This window comes from Paenarthrobacter sp. YJN-D (assembly GCF_015040335.1).
GTDB lineage: Bacteria > Actinomycetota > Actinomycetes > Actinomycetales > Micrococcaceae > Arthrobacter > Arthrobacter nicotinovorans.
The window spans coordinates 2,329,907-2,347,230 of the sequence record NZ_CP053549.1 but is presented as its reverse complement, the minus strand read 5'-3'; the positions used below and the strand labels follow the sequence as shown (position 1 = coordinate 2,347,230).

Below are 17,324 nucleotides of genomic sequence, written 5' to 3'. Positions count from 1 at the left end.
TCTGTCATGAGCCGTCTATTTCTCCACACAGGCAATGGACTCAGGGCCGCCCGGCGATGCCGAACCATCCGCCCGGACCATGATGACCTGGATGCAGAGGGGCCGCTCGGCGTGGCCCGTGATGATGGCGTAAAGTTCGGACGTCGATTCGTAGGTGCCCTCGGACTTCGCGGATTTGAGTCGCCACTTGAAAGTGTCCGTCACCTTCCAGTCAGGGCTGTCCCAGCGAAAAACCACCAAGGGCGTCGTTGAGGTGCCCCCGCTTTGGATCTCGTAAGTGATGTCCGTAACCTCGGGAACCCCACCATCGCCTATCGGGTCCGCCGGCGGCTTGCTGGCCGCCTCTGTGGGTGCCACCTTCGGCTGCGCCTGGGCGCCCAGCACCACTCCGACCACGATCGCCACAACCAGCACCGCCGCGCCCGTTGCAGCAAGCCACAAGTTTCGTTTGCTGTGGTCCGCAGCCGGCGCTTCATTGCCGGTGTCCTGGGATGCCTGCGACGCGGAGCGACTGACAGTATCGTCAACGATGTCCTGCCTGCCCGAGGGTTGCCAGCCGCGAAGGACGGTGGACTCCGAAGAATCGGGCTCGTCCAAGACCGGCTGGGCCGTGTGGAATCGCGGCGGCGCTGTCTGTTGGGCAGCAGCTGCTGCCTGCTGGGCAGAGCCTTGGGACAGGGTCGGCCGTGCTGCCGGTTGCGGGGCTGTTTGCGGCGGGTTGTTCCCGGGAACAGTCGAAGGAAAAGTTCGGGCAGGGAAGGTCGGTGCAGAGCCTGTCGTGGCTGTGCCCGACGCGTCCGGGTCGATCGACGCGATGCTCCGGACCCGGGTTTCCTCGAAGTTGTCATCCGGGTGCTGCTCATCGCCGTGACCTGGTTCTTCGAGCACTTCGAAGGGCGTCACGGACAGGTTCAGCTCGGTCTGGATCCGCTGCAACGCCAAAGCGAAGGCGTGCGCTGAGGAGTAGCGGGAGCCTGGGGACTTCGCCATGGCGGTGGCCAGCACCAATTCCAACGATTCCGGAACGTCGGCGCGGCCCAGCCTGGGAAGGGGCGCGTTGGTGATGCGCGAGATCAGTTCCCGCTGCGAGTTGTCCTGTCCCGGAAGCACGAAGGGTGACCGGCCCGCCAGCAACGTGTAGAGCGTGGCCCCCAGGGCCCAGATGTCCACGGGAACGCCCTCCACGGCACCACCACGGAACTGCTCGGGCGGCGACCATGGAATGGACATGCCGGCGTCGTCCTCGGCATCGGCACCGATGGTGCCTGAGATGCCGAAGTCCGTGAGGGCCGGACGGTTGTAGTCGGTGACCAGGATGTTGGCCGGCTTGATGTCACGGTGCACGATTCCGGCCCTGTGGGCGGTCTCGACGGCGGACGCAACCTGGATGCCGACGGCAAGGACCTCGTCCACGCTGAAGCGCTGCCGCCGGTAGCGCACGTCAAGGCTGGGCCGGGAGCAGTACTCCATGGCCAGATACGAGTGGCCGCTCTCGGTGATCTCCGCTTCGAAAATCGTCACGATGTAGGGGTGCGAGGACAGCTGCGCCATCAGGTTCGCCTCGGACTCGAAGCGGCGGCGTGCCCCTTCCGTCTTGAGGTCTGACAGCAGCACCTTGACCGCTACCTTACGGCGCGGCCTGTCCTGCTCGTAAAGGTAAACATCGGAAAAGCCACCGGAGCCAAGCAAGCTGATGTACTTGAACCCCGGGATAGGCGGAGGCGGCGCGGGGGGCCTCTTGGAACTCAAAGAATCTCCTCGAAACGCAATGAAATGTCGTCGCCGAGTTCGGCGATATCGCCATCCAGCAGGATGGCCATCTCGTTTTGGGCAAGCCGTCGGGGCGCTTGGCCCTCGCGGATAAGCACGGTGCCGTTGGTCGCCTTCAGGTCGCACAGCATCACGTGCCAGCCTTCAAGGCGGACCTCGACGTGGGATCGCGAAATGTCCCCGCCGGGGCTCTCCACCTGGACCAGCCGTGGCATGGTGCCGCCCTGGACGCGCGAAACCGAGGGTTGGCGGCCGATGATGAGCGACTGATCGAGGTCGATCAGTTCCCCGGTGGAAAGCCGCATGCGTCCCAGACGGGGCCGCGGGACATGGACAGCATCCCCGGAGACGGGAACTCCGCACACCGAGCACAGCGGATAGGTGGGCGGGTTGGCATGTCCCTGGGAGCAGACCCTGGCCAGCACACTGGGACCGTTGACGGCCGGCGTCGCACCGGACGCGGCGGCAGCTTCCCCGTCATCGGCCGCGGGCAGGCTGCTCTTCATGATTGTCTGACCGTCGTGGTCCGAGTCCTCGTCCACCGGGCCGCTGGTAGGCGCGGGTGTCCAGGCTGCAGGCACCTGTGGGGCGGGAGCAGCCACCGGCGCCGAAGTAGCGCTGCGCAGCCACGGCACCGAATCAATCAGTCCACCGGCCGGCGCCGCGCCGGCGGACTGACCGGCCACCGGCGCAGTTGCCTGCACGGGTGGGATAACCAACGGTTGGGGTGAAAGCGGTTCAGGTGAAAGCGGTTCCGGGCCAGCCAGGTCCGGGACGGTTCCTTCCGGCTCCGACGGCGGTTGCGGAGCCGACGGCGGTTGCGGGCCAAGTGCCTGGCCCGCAGGAGTGTCGTGGTCATCAGAGTCGCTCTGCAGACGGACTGCGGCGTCTTCGATGGTGCGCATCACAGTCTTGTCCCACAAATGGTCATAGTTCGTGGTGTTCTCCAGCGAGGGACCCACGGGATCAGTCGTGCTGGTGTGGACCGGGACTTCCGAATCGTCCACGGCACCGTCTTCGCCGGACCGGTCCGGAGCGGGGAGCTCCTCATCGCCGGAACGGACTTCAGCTTCTTTGGCTTCAGCAGCAATGTACCCCGCAGGCTCTTCCTGTCCAGCGGGCTCCCCCACTTCAGGCTCCCCCACTGCGAGCCCGGCCTGCTCCGTGTCTTCCTGTCCGCTGTCCCCGTCCTCGACGGCCTTCGTTTCAGGTGCGGCCGGGACAGGGCCCTCGATGGCGTGGGCTTGGCCTGGTGCAATCGTCAGCCCGAGGTCGGCTTCCTGGTAGCCGACCATGGTTTCGTCGGAAACAGACGCGACGTGCGCGTTCGGCATCACGTGGGTTTCGGGCGCTGTGTCTTGTTCCGGCGCTATGTCGCTTTCCGGCACGGGATCCGCCGCTGAAGGGGCCGAACCGGCGGCTTCCAGGGAAGCCAACAGCACCACGCCGTCCTTGACGGGGAGGGAATCCAAAAGCGGCCGGTCCATCCCGGCGGCAGCCGGCGCACCGATGTAGACGTTGAAGGAGGACGCACCGACAATGCGGCGCTCCGTCCAGGTGGTGACGTCACGGCCTGTGAGATGTTCCTGGCGCCCGTCCAGATGCACTGCCAATTCGAGGTCGCCACGGAGGAACACCCGCAGCGCGTCCTTGGAATCAATGATGCCGAACGGCGGGATACGGCTAAGCGAGACACCAAAAGCCCCGGTGACTTCGTTCAGTACTTCATGGGCCTCGGGTGAGGATTCCAGCAGCTCCCAGACAGTGTCGATCAAGGCATGGGGTGTTTCCGGCCCAAGAAGGACAACGGTTCCATTGCGAACAACACCAAACCAGTCACCCTGCTGGTACCGCGTGTGGGAGAGGAGATTACTGCTTGCCATCGCTGCCTTCCTCTTGGTCGTTTTGGCCGGTGCCGTTTACCCAGGCCTTGGGAAGGGTGTCCTCCTCCACCTCGGACCCGACTTCCGGGCGGGGCGCCGTAATGGCGATACCGGCGTCGTTCAGGACGTTCTTGGCATCAACCACAATCACGGTGACGTTGTCCCGACCACCGCTCCGCAGCGCTGCCTGGATAAGTGCGTCCACCGCGTCCTGCGGGTGGGCGACCGTGCTGAGAATACGGAACATGTGGTCATCGCTGAGTTCGCCGTTGAGTCCGTCCGAGCAGACCATGATCCGGTCGCCCTCCTGGATGGGCAGCAACCAGAAGTCGGCCTCCGTCTCATCGCCGGTTCCCAGCGCGCGCGTCACAACGTGCCGGCGGGGATGAACGGCCGCCTGCTCCGAGGTGATATCCCCCGAGTCCACAAGCTCCTGGACTTCCGAGTGGTCCACGCTGATCTGGGCGAATTCGCCCTGGCTGAGCCTGTAGGTCCGGGAATCACCGATATTCATGACCAGCCAGTACGGAAGACCCATCTGCTCCACCACAACCACACCCGAAAGCGTGGTGCCGGCGCGGGCACCCGTTGCGTCGCGGATGGCGGCGTCGGCCTTCAACAGGCAAGCCTGGAGATCCGCCGCTGACGCCGTGCGGACCCCGGAAGCCAACTCGGGAGCGCTGCCCAGGGTGCGCACGCACATGCCGCTGGCTATCTCGCCTGCCTCGTGCCCGCCCATGCCATCGGCGACGGCGAAGACCGGGTCCGCGGCGATGAACGAATCCTCATTCAGCTCGCGACGAAGTCCGCGGTCGGTTCCGTATCCGTAGCTGAGACGGAATGAGGTACCGCCTGCGGCTGGGCCGGCGTCGGCGTTTGCGGGAGTGGCCGGCTGTGAATTCATGCTTGTCCTAGGTGGAAGGAGCGGTCCCCGAAGTGGACTGTGGAACCGGGGCGGACGAAGACAGCTTCGCCCGGTTGGAGCCTGGTTTGGATGCCGTCGGGGGTGGTGACGGCACTGCCGTTGGTTGAATTGCGGTCCGTTACCCACACGCCGTCGCCGTCCACCCGGAGATGAAGATGGGTTTTGGAGATGGACCTGCCGGGATCGGACACCGGCAGGAGCTGCTCAACGTTTTCCCCGGGCTGGGCAGCGGGATTGCGGCCCAGCAGGACAGTTCCGCCGAGCTGGACATCCTGGCCGTCATCCACCCGTATCCGCAGGACTGCCTGGGCGCGGGCTGTGCCGGGACGCATCTGGGTGCGTTCGACGTCGTCGTCGGGGTGGGCGGCCGCAGCCGGCTGCGGAACGACCGGAGCCGCATGGGACGCGGCGGCCTGCTGCGGGGCAAGCTGCACCTGTGGCGTGACAGGAACCTGGCGAGGCGGGGTCGGTGGACGCCACTGGTTGGGATCATGCAAGGGCTGCACGGCCGGTGCAACGGACGACGCCGGAGCGGCCTGGGCGGTCGGGGTCACCGGCGCGGTCGCCTGGGTTGGGTGAGCCTGCGCCGGGGCCGGGGCCCGCCCGGACGGCACGGGGGAAGCAACCGGTTGGACCGGGGGAAGGTCCATGGGAGCGAAGCTGTAGGGACCTTGGATGCCGCCCGAGATTACCGGATTCCGGCCGGCGTTGACATCGAACACCAAGGACTTTGCCGCTTTGTCATGCCAGCCGCGCAACTTGCCGTTTTTGTCCCAGGCGTTGGAGACCACCACCAGGATGGCCCATACAACACCGAGCACCATCAGCGGGAGCGCGATCCACGCGACAAGCCCCAGCAGGCCGAGGGCCGACAGGATGACTGCAGCCAAGGACCCCACAACGAGAAGGCCGCCAGTCACGATGCCGCGAACGAAAACCGCCCCAGCACCCGGTGCGTAGCCGTCCGCGTCGGCGCTGCGGATGCCCATGAGCTGGTTGCCGATGGTGTTGCCCGACTTTGCCTCCACCCCCAGCAGAACGAACGTGTAGATCACGGTGACTGCGAGGCCGATGCTGCCAAGAAGAACCAGCAGGCCGGTGTCGTAGACAATAAAGCCATTCCGGCGCGTCTGTGTGATGCCGGCGATGCCGATGGCAAATGTCGTGGCCAGGACGGCGACGGGACCCAGCCAGTCCAAGGCTGCCGCGCCCATCCGTTTCCCGGCGGAAGCGGGTACGAGGTCGAGCTTGGTGGTCATGGTGGTCCCTCCCCCTGGCCCCTGCAGTCTGTCCGGTTCGGCACTTGTCCCCGGAAGCACCGGCGATACTGGCGCCGACACTACGGAGATACTACCGGGATCGGCCACGCCCTGCCGGGCGGCGGACTCCAGGGCCGCCCTTTGGGCATGGTTGATGTTGCCTTCTTTACGGGCGCCCCGGTTGTTCAGCGGCGATCCGCATTGGTTGCAGAACGCCGCCCCCGGACGGACAGCGTGACGGCAGGCCGGGCACAGTTCAACGTCACTGCTCATCCGTGGTGTCCTTCGTGAATGGCAGTTTCAAACGCCGCCCGCCGGGATTGGAAGGGTCTTGTTTCCGACGGCGGAGGGCCGCCCTGCCGTCGGACAACAACGAGCGCGGAGAGAACCGTGCCTGCTGCCGCTTCCAGAATCCGACGCTTCCAGTGATATCGGTCAGGGACGAGTCGACGATCTCCCAGTACTCCTTGACCTCCGACTCGCTCGGCTGGCCGGCACCGAACACCGCGGCGTCGGCGCGGTGCGCAAGCACGGTAGTGGTGTTGCCGGCTGTGGGGAAAGCGTCCGCAATCACCGAGGCAGACTCGCGCCTGGTGGACTTGGTGTCGATCGATGCACCCATGTCGGTGACAAGGCTCAATACCTCGCTCCATCCTGCGCCAACCCGCTGGGCCGGGTGGCCATCACGGAAACGTGCCTTTCGGCGTCGAGACTTCAACAGGAGGATCAACAGCAGCGGGATAGCCAGGATCCCCAAAGGAATCAGGGCAACACCGATCGCAGCCAGCAGTGGTCCCCAGAACAACCAGGGGTTGTTCTTCTTCTCGTCCGCGTCCAGGGCGTCGGGAGTGGAGTCCGGCGGCAGGTCCGCGGGCTCCTGCGGCGGCGGTGGCGGCTGCAGTACCTGGGGCTTCGGCTTTGACTTGTTCTGCGGATCCGGCGGGATGGGCACGTTGTCTTTGGGCGGTGTGGGATCGAAGGAGACCCAGCCAACGCGGTCAAAGGCCACCTCTACCCAGGCGTGGACATCCTTGCCCGTGATCTTGACATCGCCGGCGCCGTTTTCGGGGCTCTTGGGATCCGGGTAGAAACCCATTACAACGCGCGAAGGAATGCCCAAATGGCGGAGCATGAGGGACATGGATACTGCGTACTGCTCGTCATCGCCCAGCATCTGCTTGGCGGAGAGCATGTTGCGGATGCGGGCCGCGCTGTGGCCCGGAAGGCTGGGCAGCTGCCCCTCTGCCACCAGGCCGTTGCTGAAGGCACCACTCTTCTGGAAGTGGGCCTCGATCTGCCGGACACGGTCGATCGCGGTGGGTGCATCCGCGGACAGTTCGTTGGCCTGCGAGGCAACGATCGGGGGAACTTCCTCAGCGTCGGGCAACGTGAGCTTCGCAAAGTCGTACTGGGTGAGCTGTCCATGCTCCAAAGTGCCGGGATCGGAAACCTGGACAGTGTAGTTCTCGCCCTTGCCCAGTCCCTTGGTGGTCACCGCAGTATCAGTGCCTGCATTGAAGTAGAGCCCCGATGCCGCGCCGGAGGTGTCCGCGAAGCTCATCCCGGTGGTGTGGCGGCCGCCCGGGACAAAGTAACCCTGGTAGTCCTCCACCGTGATGTCCAGAGTGTAGTTGGTGCCTTCCACCGGGCTCCCGGAATCAGCCAGCGTGTTCAACGACTTGGCGTCGCCAACTTTGCTGAAGTTCCCGGAACTGTTCGGATCCATGGTGTAGTTCAGGCCGTTGAACGCATCCAGCGCTGCCAGCCGTACACGGGCGTCCTTGGGCAAGCCCTTGACCGTGAAGAGCGTGGTGTCCTTTTCGTCCTTGACGAAGCTCCGGAAGCTCGCCAGTGGAGTGATGTAATCACGGGGGTCGAACGGCGGGACGATCGTGTTCCGCAGCACCTTGCGGTCGTCGCTGGCGGTCACCAGGGGTGATGCGATAGCCGTTACGCCCACGGCCACGGCGATGACCGCGGCTGCAGTCCCCAGGCGGCGGAGCTGGCCGCGGCGGGCCGCACCGGCGTCGGAATCCGGCCTGTTGGCTGAGACGGTCCGGGTACTGCGCTGGCGGAGGACATCGCGGCGGAACGTCGCCCAGACGATCGAAACAATGGTCAAGGACACGCCGCGCTCCACGTTCAGGAAGCCCGAGCTGGTGCTGAAGGCGATGCCCGTGACGAACAGGACCAGAACCGGCAGCAACGGCCAGTAGGGGCTTTTCAGCCGCCAGGTCAGCAGCCCTGCCGCCAAGGCCATGAGCAGCGAGCTCAGGAACGGCACGATCAACGTGCCGTTGGCTGTTCCGACCGGAACGCCGACCGTGAGCATGTCCTTCCACGAGAACACAATGCCCAACAGGAGCGTTCGCAGGGAATCGAAGCTTGGCAGGAATCCGAGAACCGCGGAATCCGGCACGGCAAGCGCCGAACCGAACACCATGTAGGCGCCAAAGGCCAAAGCTGTTGTGATGAGGAGACCGAGCCGGAGATGGGCATTCAGGACGGCAACGCCGAGCCCGAGGATCACCCCGCCCAAACCAGCGACGAGGAAGCGTGCGTCCCCACCGAAGCTCAGCGTGAAGCCAAGAACGCCGAGGAACAGCAGCACTGTCAGGGCGCCGCAGTCCACGAAGAAGTGCCACAATGGCCGGTCGTCGGCAAAGACAGATCCGCCTGCGGCTCGTGCCTTGGCCCGGGCACCGGACTTAGCCTGCTTTTCCGCACGCGGACGGACGCGGAGGTTGGGCGCGGTGCTCATGCTGCCGCCTTTCGAAGGACAATGGCGAGATCGTCCAGGTCGCCCACAGTGAGGACCGTCAAGTCCGCGATGTTGGCCCTCGACGGCGCGGCGCCGGGTTGGACGCGGACGGCAAGGCTGCGGACTCCCGGTGGGACGGACGCTGAGGCCGAACGCAATTGCGTGGCCGTGACATGGCTGCCGACCACGAAGAACACCACGGAAGCATTCGGGACGGTATCGGAGAGGGTCCGGGCAAGATCGACGGCGGTCTTCCGCATGGGTGCACCGACAATCCTGGTCATGTCGTCCAGGAGGTTGCGGCCGGTTTCGCAGCGGAGCGGCCCCTTCTGGGTCAGGACGTCCAGGTCCCGCTGTTCACTGATGGCTTGGCGGCCGATGGAGGCCGCCACCGAAATGGCCATTTCGAATTCCGCTTCGGTGTCGTACTCGTCGGTGTTGATGGACAGGGAAATGGCCAGGTGTGCCCGGCGCGTCTCCTCGAACTGGCGGACCATGAGTTTGTTGGTGCGGGCCGTGGTCTTCCAGTGGATGTGTCTCCGGTCATCGCCCGGCACATAGTCGCGCAGGGCATGGAAGGAGACGTCGGCGCTGGAAAGTTCCGTGGTGGGCATGCCTTCGAGGTCGCGGATGAACCCGGCGGCGGAACCCCCGAGCGCCACGGTCCTCGGGTGCACGAACAGATCAACCGGTTCGGTCCAGAGCACGCGGCGGCGCAGCAGGTGGAGAGGGTCGGCGCGAACGGAGCGCACCGGTCCGACCACGATCACCGCACGGCGGGCTGTGGGAATGGTGAAGAGATCCTCGTGGACCTGGGCCGGCTTCATCCGCGGCAGGTGGAAGACGGCCGTGTTGGCTCCCACGGGAAGTTCCAGCGCGGCAGGCAGCAACGGGCGTGTGGAGACATTGGAAACGGCAATGCTTCCCACGGCGTCGTCACCCACCGCGACACGGGTGCGGGCAAGGTCCAGAACCACGCCGTACGCCGAGCGGCCCACAATGAAGCCAACGGCCAGCACGAAGAGCAGGAAGGCCACCAAGGCCGCGGACTTGGCTTCCTGCCAGCCCCAGGACTGGCCTGCCCACCAGAGCCCGATCGCCGCTGCGAGCACCACCCAGCCGAGCAGGCTGACAACGGAGAGTGCCGGCCAGACAAAGCGCAGCCATAGGGAACGGACTTTCTCCCAGGCCGGCGCGAGGAACTCCCCTGCCGTGCCAGCAGCCTCGGCCCACACAGCGGCGGGGTGCAGTTTCCTGGTTTTTCCGGACGTGCTTCGGCTGCCAGGGCGGTTGCCCGCTTCTTTGCCGGAGCCACGCAGGGAGCGCATCGTGCCGCCAACTGCTGACGTGGCGCGCTTAAGCGAATCAGCAGCCCTGGTCAGGGGTTTGCTGGAGGACATGTAGGGGCCTTTGTTCGAACGGTGCGAGAAGGGAACTGCGCTGGCTTAGGCGGTGGCGCGTTGCTGCGGGGCGGCCACTTCGGCCAGGACGCGCGTGAGCACGACGTCCGGCGTGGCGCCAGAGAACTCTGCCTCAGGATCCATCACCAAACGGTGCGTCCACACCACTGGAGCGAGCTCCTTGATGTCGTCCGGAAGCACAAAGTTCCGGCCCTGTCCCGCTGCCCACACCTTGGCCGCACGGACCATGGCCAAGGCTCCACGCACCGAAACGCCGAGGCGGGTTTCGGAGGCGTTACGGGTCTCCTCGCACAGCCGGGAAATGTACTCAAGCACTGCGGTATCCACGTGCGTGGTAGCGGCGAGATCCGCCATGTCGGCCACGGCCTGCGTCGTGATCAACGGCGTCAGATCCTTCGACCGGTCCTTCAGGTTGGCCCCGCCCAGCAGCCGGACGGTGGAGGCGTGGTCCGGGTAGCCAATGGAGGTCTTGATAAGGAAGCGGTCCAGCTGGGCTTCCGGAAGCCGGTAGGTACCAGCTTGCTCGATGGGGTTCTGGGTGGCCAGGACCATGAACGGGCGGCCTGCCTCGTAGGTGGTGCCATCCACGGTCACCCGGGACTCCTCCATGACTTCCAGCAGCGCAGACTGCGTCTTCGGGGAAGCACGGTTGATTTCGTCGGCAAGAACGATGTTGTTGAAGACCGGTCCCTTGTGGAACTCGAACTTCTGCGTCTTCTGGTCGTAGATGGTCACACCCGTGACATCCGAGGGCAGGAGGTCGGGGGTGAACTGGATGCGGTTGTGTGAACCCTGCACCGTGGCAGCCAAAGCACGGGCCAGGGAGGTCTTGCCCGTGCCGGGTGCATCTTCAAAGAGGACATGCCCCTCAGCCAGCATCGCAGTGAACGTCAGCCGGATGACGTGTTCCTTGCCCAGGACGGCTTGGCCCACGTTGGCAACGAGCTTCTCGAACGTTTCTGCAAACCACGCGGCCTGCTCGTTTGTCATGGTCATCGGTTGATCCTGTTCCTTGTGTTGGGGTGTTGGGATGAAGTTGTTGTTGGTGCCGGCCGGCCGGACGTGGCTAGCAACCGCCGGGCTTGGTTCCGCGCAGATCCACGGTGGTGGACTTCACGAACCAGCCGGGGTGGCTGCCCTGGGTGACGCGGTACCAGGGAGTGCCGTTGTTGTAGATGTCCTTGGTGCAGTTGACGTTCAACCACCCTTCGGAGTTGGAGACCCAGCCAACGCCGCAGCTCGGGCCGCTCGGGTTGTAGGTATCGGCCTGTCCGGGCTTACCGGGGCACGTGTTGTTGTGGGCCCTGATCTCGCCTGCCGGAGGCTGCGGGGGCGGCGGCGCATCGCCACTGCGCGAGGTGTCGCTGCCAACCCGTCCTGCCTGCCCGCCGCTGACGGCGCGGACCTGCAACGTGTGCGTTTCGCTGAATCCGACAGTCTTGGAGAAGCTCCGCTGGGACGTATCCTGCCAGGCACCGCCGTCGAGGCTGTACTGGTAGCCGGTAACCGGCCGGCCGTTGCCATTGGGGGCGTTCCAGGTCCAGGACACTGTCTTGTCCCCCACGCCGCTGCTCTTGCTGCCGGTAACGGTCGGAGCGTAGGCAAGGCCGTAAGGATTCACAGTGTTCGACGCCGGGCTGCGATCACCGGGCGTCGGGTTACGGGTCGAGATCGCCCAAACCACCACGGCGGTGTCTGTACCGTTGGGTGCTGCCACCACGCCGCCGCCGGCGGGAATGGCACCGCTGCCGCCGCCTGAGGTCAGCGCATATCGGTAACTGATCTCGTTGGCGTTGGCACCGTTGCGTTCGGACGCGGAGAGCGGGTTGAACGCGACGCGGATCTTGCCGCCGTCGGCGTTGGTTTCCACCAGGGCCGCCGACGGCGCGCCCACCATTCCGGGCTTGCCTGCAGCACGGATGGCATTGGACTGCTGGCTCACGCCACTGACGCCTGCCTTGTTCGTGGCCGAGACAGTGAACGAATAGTCGGCTTCGGAGTTGTCAACGGTCACGTTCTGGGACGTCGCTGCTACAGCCTGCGAACCCACGACGGCGCCACCACGGTACGTGGTCAAGGTGTAGCTGGACACGGCGTCGCCGTTGTTGTTCGGCGCCGCCCAGCTGACCTGCAACTGGCTCTGGCTGCCGACCGATCCTGCGCCGGCCACCGACGGAGCGGCAGGTGTCGCGGGGACACCTGCCGGGGTCTCCGCAGCAGAGTAGGTACTCCACTCGGAAGGCTCCTTGGCGTCGTTGCGGGCCAGGACCCGGACCTTGTAGGCCACGCCGTTGGTCAGGCCCGTCCAGACGTGGCTGTTGCCCGTCAGGTTCTGGATCTGGGGATTCTGTCCTGCCGGGGCCGGGGAAATCTCAAGGTCGTACGACTTGATGGGCGAACCCTTGCTGCCGGGGGGAACCCATGCAACCGACAATTGCTTGTCGCCGAACTTCAGCGTTGGAGCAACCGGCGTGTCCGGTTTCACGTCCGGCCGGACCTCGGCCGAGACCGGGGATCGTTCGGATTCGTTGATGGCGTTCGTGGCAGTGACCGCAAAGTGGTATTTCACGTTGTTGGTCAGGCCGGTCAAGGTGCACGTGTTGGCCGGGCAATCCTGTTTGAAGCCGTTCTCGCCATAGACCGTGTATTTGGTGATGGGTGAGCCGCGGTCTGCAGGGGCGTTCCACGTGAGCAACGCTGTCTGGTCACCGACGCTTTGAGCCAAGGGTGTGGTGGGCGCCGCTGGTTTGTCCTTGACGGTCAAGCGGATACGCGCTGTGGCGTAGCGGGAAATTTCGCCCGTCTTGTCCTGCACCGTGTAGGCAACCACCATGGTCCCTGTGAAGCCGCCGGCAGGCGTCACGGTCACACTGTCGCCGCTGGCCTCGGCAGTTCCCTGCCCCGTCTCCGTGACCGCCGAGACTATCTTCAGCGGGGTGTCCGGGAACGGATTCGAATCATTGGCCAGCACGTTCACGGTGACAGGCTTCCCGGACTGTGCATCCGGTTCAGCGTCATCGTTGGCAACAGGCTTGGGACGGTTGGACGCCGAGAGCGCGAGCTTGTAGGTAGCAACAGCTTCCAGGCCACGGGGGTCCTTGGCCTTCACCTGGACAGTGCCGGACTGCCCGATCTGCACGGAGTCATCCGCGGAGACCTTCAGGGTTTTGCCGTCCACCGACACCTTGAAGCCACTCGTGGCAGAACCAGTGAGCTCGTACTTCATGTTCTGGACATCGTCGGAGTCAGGATCCGATGTTAGCTTCCCAAGATCCAGGCTTGCGGAATCACCCTTGGGAACTTCCACATCGCTGCCCAGGAGGACAGGCGGGTTGTTCTTGTTGGGATCAGGCAGGACCTTGGTGCGGATGCTCAGGGTGGACTTCAAGCCATTGGGGTCGTCCGGCCCGGTTCCGTCTGTAACTTCGAAGCTGATGGAGCCAGGACCCACGTATTCGGCTCCAGCAGTGTATTTCAGGCCGGTACCACCGTTGGCCACGGGATCAGCGCCGTCGGCGCCGATGAGCTTGATGCGGTCAGTCTGCGTCAGCCGTGGCGAGCGGCCCTCACGGACCTTCACCCATTCGGCCAGGTCAACGGTCACCGACTGGCCCGAAACGAGTTCAATGACCTCGTCCTTGGCGAGCGTCGGAACCTGCTGGCCGATGCCGGGAACCCAGATGATGGCCGTGGATTTCTGTCCGTCCACGTCCTCCACGGTGTAGGGCACCAACTGCGGCTGCTCGGTGAGTTCGACGATCACATTGCCCTCGGGACCCGGGCGCGCGGTTGTCACGTCGGTGCTGATCTTCAGGTTCTCCCCCACGCCGTCGGGGTCTTCGTCGTTCTTCAGGACCGGAACATCCACGGCGGTCTTGCCCAGTGTCTGTGCAGACGTCACCCGGTCATCGCGGGCGATCGGTGCCTGGAGCGGGATGTCGTTCTTCACCACCACGCGGATGCTGGCTTGTCCCACTGCGTCACGGTCATCGGCCACGGAGTAGCGGACGTTGACGGTGCCTTCAGCGGCGGGCGCGGTAACCAGTATGCGGCCGCTGGTCTTGCTGACATGGGCGTCGAGGCCCGCATCGGCTTCAATGCTGTCCGTGAGGATACGGATGATGTCACCGTCGGGATCGGTGTCGTTGGCAGTGGCATCAACGGCGATCTGCCGACCGGGGCGAACCTTGACCTCGTCATCGACGGGAGCCGGTTTCTGGTTGTTCTCCCCCCGGGGCGCGACGCCGACCGTGACAGTTCCGGTGTTGACCGCACCCTGCCGGTCAATCACTTTGTACCGGAACGTGTCCGTTCCTGCACCGTCACCAGCGGCGACGAAATCGATGAAGCTGCTTCCCGCCGTCGCGGTTCCCATGGTGGGTGTGCTGTCGATGCCGGTGAGCTGCACCGAGTCGCCGTCGGGATCGATGCCGTCCAGCGGGACCGGGATCCGGACGCTGCCTCCGGCCACGACGCGAGCGGTCAGGTTCTGCGGCTGCGGCCGCGAGTTCTGGGTGCCTTCCAGGGGAAGGATGTGGATGGTTACCGCGGCAGCACTCTTCTGGCCCTGCGGGTCCACTGCGTTATAGATGGCGCGCACCGTTTTCGGCGTGGGTCCGGCGATGAAGCGCAGGGTCTTCTCGGAAATGAAGGCCTTGCCGTCTTCTTCGGGAATGCCCTGGGCCAGGACGGGGTCCACGGAGAGCTCTTCGCCCTGCGGGTGCGTGTCGTTGTCCAGGACTGGAATGGTGACGACGTCGTTCACCCGCACGTTCACTTCGTCCGGTTTCGGTTGGGGAGCTTCGACGACGGCCGGAGCCGGCACCGGGACGACGCCCACCGTTCCGGTCGCTGAGGTGCGTCCGTTGGACATGGTGTAGCTGAAGACGAAGGGGTCCTTGGCACCGAGGACATCGGTGACACGCAGGACACTGTGGTCAATGACGCTGACCGAGGCGGACGAGCCGTCTGGGACCGTCACTGACTGCAGGACCAGTACTCCCCCGGAAGGATCGGAGTCGTTGGCCAAGGGGTCCACCAGGACGCTGCCTCCAACGGGAAGCAAGGCAACGTCATGGACGGCAACGGGAGCTCCTGCGTCCTTGCCGGACTCGACATCGACGCGGATGAGGCCCTGGCTGCTCTGCGGCCCGTTGCTGGCGATGTAAGTCAGGTAGATCGGACCCGGCGTGGTGCTCCGGAAGGTGAAAGTGCCGCCGTCGGTCACCGGTCCCAGCTCAGCGGGTCCGGCAGCCTCAACGTGGGCAACGCGCAAAGCGCCGCCGTTGGGATCGACGTCGTTCTTCAACGGCGCAATGACCAGGTCTTGCCCCACAACGGCTGTCACGTGGTCGGCGTTGACCACGGGTGCCAGCGCGCCCGGGGGCTGTACGTTGACGACGATACGGCCCGTGGTGGTGGCCCTGCCATCCCACACGGTGATGGTGACGTTCTTCTTGCCCGGTGCTGCGCCGGAATCCTGGTAGGTGAGCAGGCCATCGCGGCGAACCTTCACCTGGTCCTGGTCGTTGTCCGTCTTGGCATCGAGCAGGACGAGGTCGTCACCGTCGGGATCCATCCAATCGGTGAGGATGTTCTGGCTGACGGACTTTCCCTGCTCCACGAGCATGGTGGTGGGCTCGCCCCGCTTGAAGAAGGGAGGCTTGTTCTCTTCGGGAGCCACCACATGGAGGGTGACCTTGCCACCGGCCGACAAACTCCGTCCGTCTGCGGCGCTGTAGTCGAAGACTTCCGTTCCCGGTTTGGCCTCCGCGGGAACTTTGATCTGGAAAGCGGAGCCCCCGTAGATGTTTTCCAGCGTCCCCATCTTGGGGCCGTTGGGACCCACCGAAGCGGTGAGGACGTCGCCGTCGGGGTCTGAATCGTTGTCCAGCACGCTCAAAATGGAGGTCCGGCCCGGCCTGACGCCGAATTCGTCCGGCTTGGTCTCCGGCGGTCGGTTTGGCTTGGTGCGGTCCGGGAGGACGTTGATGGTGTTGTTGTCCGCGGACTCCTGGTCCTGGTCATCGGACTGGTTCTTGGGCGGGACAACGTCGTCCCAGTTGTTGACCAGCTGCATGTTCTGGTTGACCAGCCATACGCTGCCGGAGTTCACGTCGTTAAGCACCACGAGGTCGCGGTTAACGCGGAACACATAGCTCGGGGAAGCGCTGGCTTTGGGGACGTCGTTCTTCTTGTCGTCGGCGTCGTTCTCGCAGTCGCGGACGTACTTGTTGGCGCCGGACCAGGCGGCGTGGACGCACTTGCTGACCTGGACCGGGGCAGCCGGAACTCCCTCGCCGTCGGCGTTGACTGTTGCGGCCGTGGATCCGTCCAGGGGCTGCTTCAGGAGGGCTTTGCGGGTCGCGATGGCGACGTAGCTGCTCTCCCCGCTGGTCTGCTGGAGTTTGGCTTCGCGGGCATCCTGGAGTTGGAGCTTGCGGCCACCGGGAAGGAAAAGGTTTCCGGAGGCGGCATCGAGGACAACAGGTTTGTCTCCCACCACCGAGATTTGAAGATCGCCTGCGCCCTTGAGCTCGTCCACCTTGGTGACTTCGGAGTTGGTCCGCTGGCCGTCCGCGTCCACGGTGATGGCCGTGATCTCGCCCTTGCCTGGGTCGGCGGTGTAGATGCGGTTATCCGCGCCGACTGCGGAGACGATGCCTTGATCGCCGGTCAGGACGGGTTCGGTGCCTTCCTCGTCGAAGCCGTTGACCGTGGACGGAGAAAGTGCCCACACCTTGCCACGGGCAGGATCGGTCACGGACAGGACCGTGGAACCATAGCTGACTTGCGACGACGACGGCAGCTGCTTATCGCCGCCAAGCTTCAGGTTGGCGGCGGACACCTGGTTGATGGTGGAACCGGATTCGTCATCGACGAAGACGTTGCCGTCGTGCTGCAGGACGTCGAACGTGGTGGTGGCAGGCGTTACGGCACCATCGAGGACGCGGGACGGGTAGTTCAGCCGCCCCACAGCGTTCTTGGTTTTGCTCACAACCCACACGCCGCCGTCGTTCAAGTCCACCTCGGTGGTCTTGAAGCCCGGGTACAGAACAGCACCCGCGACCAGCAAAGCCCCTGCTGCAGTGGCAGCGGTGCCCGCTATGAATTTCTTGTTTTGACGCTTTTTCAGCCCCAGCTTGCCGAAGAAAGTTGTCACAGCCCCAGAATTCCCTTTGTTTGCAGCCGCCCCCCAGTGGCTTCCAAGCCATCCGGCAGGTGCCGGCAGCCGTACAATCCGCAGTACCCCCGAACGGCGGCGGAATTTTCAGTCCCTAAGACTATCCCACGCGCCCCACGGCC

At 64.8% G+C, this 17,324-nt stretch carries 8 protein-coding genes; all 8 read right to left on the bottom strand.

Going from position 1 to position 17,324, the window contains the following annotated elements; genetic code table 11:
• Window positions 1-15: 15 nt before the first annotated feature.
• The 8 genes from HMI60_RS10920 to HMI60_RS10885 all read right to left on the bottom strand — a co-directional run bounded on the left by HMI60_RS10920 (window position 16) and on the right by HMI60_RS10885 (window position 17,181).
• Complete coding sequence (locus HMI60_RS10920; RefSeq protein WP_018777411.1) at window positions 16-1,749, bottom strand: serine/threonine-protein kinase; 1,734 nt, start codon at window positions 1,747-1,749, stop codon at window positions 16-18.
• A complete protein-coding gene (locus HMI60_RS10915; protein ID WP_193589645.1) occupies window positions 1,746-3,653 on the bottom strand; it encodes an FHA domain-containing protein in 1,908 nt (635 codons plus the stop codon). The genes HMI60_RS10920 and HMI60_RS10915 overlap by 4 nt, the downstream gene beginning before the upstream one ends.
• Window positions 3,640-4,557 (bottom strand): PP2C family serine/threonine-protein phosphatase, encoded by a 918-nt coding sequence (locus tag HMI60_RS10910; protein WP_055975011.1) that lies wholly within the window; start codon window positions 4,555-4,557, stop codon window positions 3,640-3,642. The genes HMI60_RS10915 and HMI60_RS10910 overlap by 14 nt, the downstream gene beginning before the upstream one ends.
• Window positions 4,554-6,110 (bottom strand): RDD family protein, encoded by a 1,557-nt coding sequence (locus HMI60_RS10905; protein WP_193589644.1) that lies wholly within the window; start codon window positions 6,108-6,110, stop codon window positions 4,554-4,556. The genes HMI60_RS10910 and HMI60_RS10905 overlap by 4 nt, the downstream gene beginning before the upstream one ends.
• Entirely contained in the window at window positions 6,100-8,598 is a 2,499-nt protein-coding gene (locus HMI60_RS10900) for a transglutaminase family protein (protein WP_039240413.1), read from the bottom strand. Before HMI60_RS10900 ends, HMI60_RS10905 begins: the two co-directional genes overlap by 11 nt.
• Window positions 8,595-9,998 (bottom strand): DUF58 domain-containing protein, encoded by a 1,404-nt coding sequence (locus HMI60_RS10895; protein WP_110504501.1) that lies wholly within the window; start codon window positions 9,996-9,998, stop codon window positions 8,595-8,597. Before HMI60_RS10895 ends, HMI60_RS10900 begins: the two co-directional genes overlap by 4 nt.
• Window positions 9,999-10,043: 45 nt before the next feature.
• On the bottom strand, window positions 10,044-11,015 hold the full coding sequence (locus HMI60_RS10890; protein ID WP_018777405.1) for a MoxR family ATPase: 972 nt from the start codon (window positions 11,013-11,015) through the stop codon (window positions 10,044-10,046).
• 70 nt (window positions 11,016-11,085) lie between these two features.
• Window positions 11,086-17,181 carry an Ig-like domain-containing protein gene (locus HMI60_RS10885; RefSeq protein ID WP_193589643.1) on the bottom strand — a complete coding sequence of 2,032 codons (6,096 nt, stop codon included), beginning with the start codon at window positions 17,179-17,181 and terminating at the stop codon, window positions 11,086-11,088.
• Between the last annotated feature and the right edge of the window lie 143 nt (window positions 17,182-17,324).

Bases quoted from the DNA above. Each gene is read 5' to 3' on its own strand.
- HMI60_RS10915 (WP_193589645.1), bottom strand. From the start codon at position 3,653: ATGGCAAGCAGTAATCTCCTCTCCCACACGCGGTACCAGCAGGGTGAC.
- HMI60_RS10910 (WP_055975011.1), bottom strand. From the start codon at position 4,557: ATGAATTCACAGCCGGCCACTCCCGCAAACGCCGACGCCGGCCCAGCC.
- HMI60_RS10905 (WP_193589644.1), bottom strand. From the start codon at position 6,110: ATGAGCAGTGACGTTGAACTGTGCCCGGCCTGCCGTCACGCTGTCCGT.
- HMI60_RS10900 (WP_039240413.1), bottom strand. From the start codon at position 8,598: ATGAGCACCGCGCCCAACCTCCGCGTCCGTCCGCGTGCGGAAAAGCAG.
- HMI60_RS10895 (WP_110504501.1), bottom strand. From the start codon at position 9,998: ATGTCCTCCAGCAAACCCCTGACCAGGGCTGCTGATTCGCTTAAGCGC.
- HMI60_RS10890 (WP_018777405.1), bottom strand. From the start codon at position 11,015: ATGACCATGACAAACGAGCAGGCCGCGTGGTTTGCAGAAACGTTCGAG.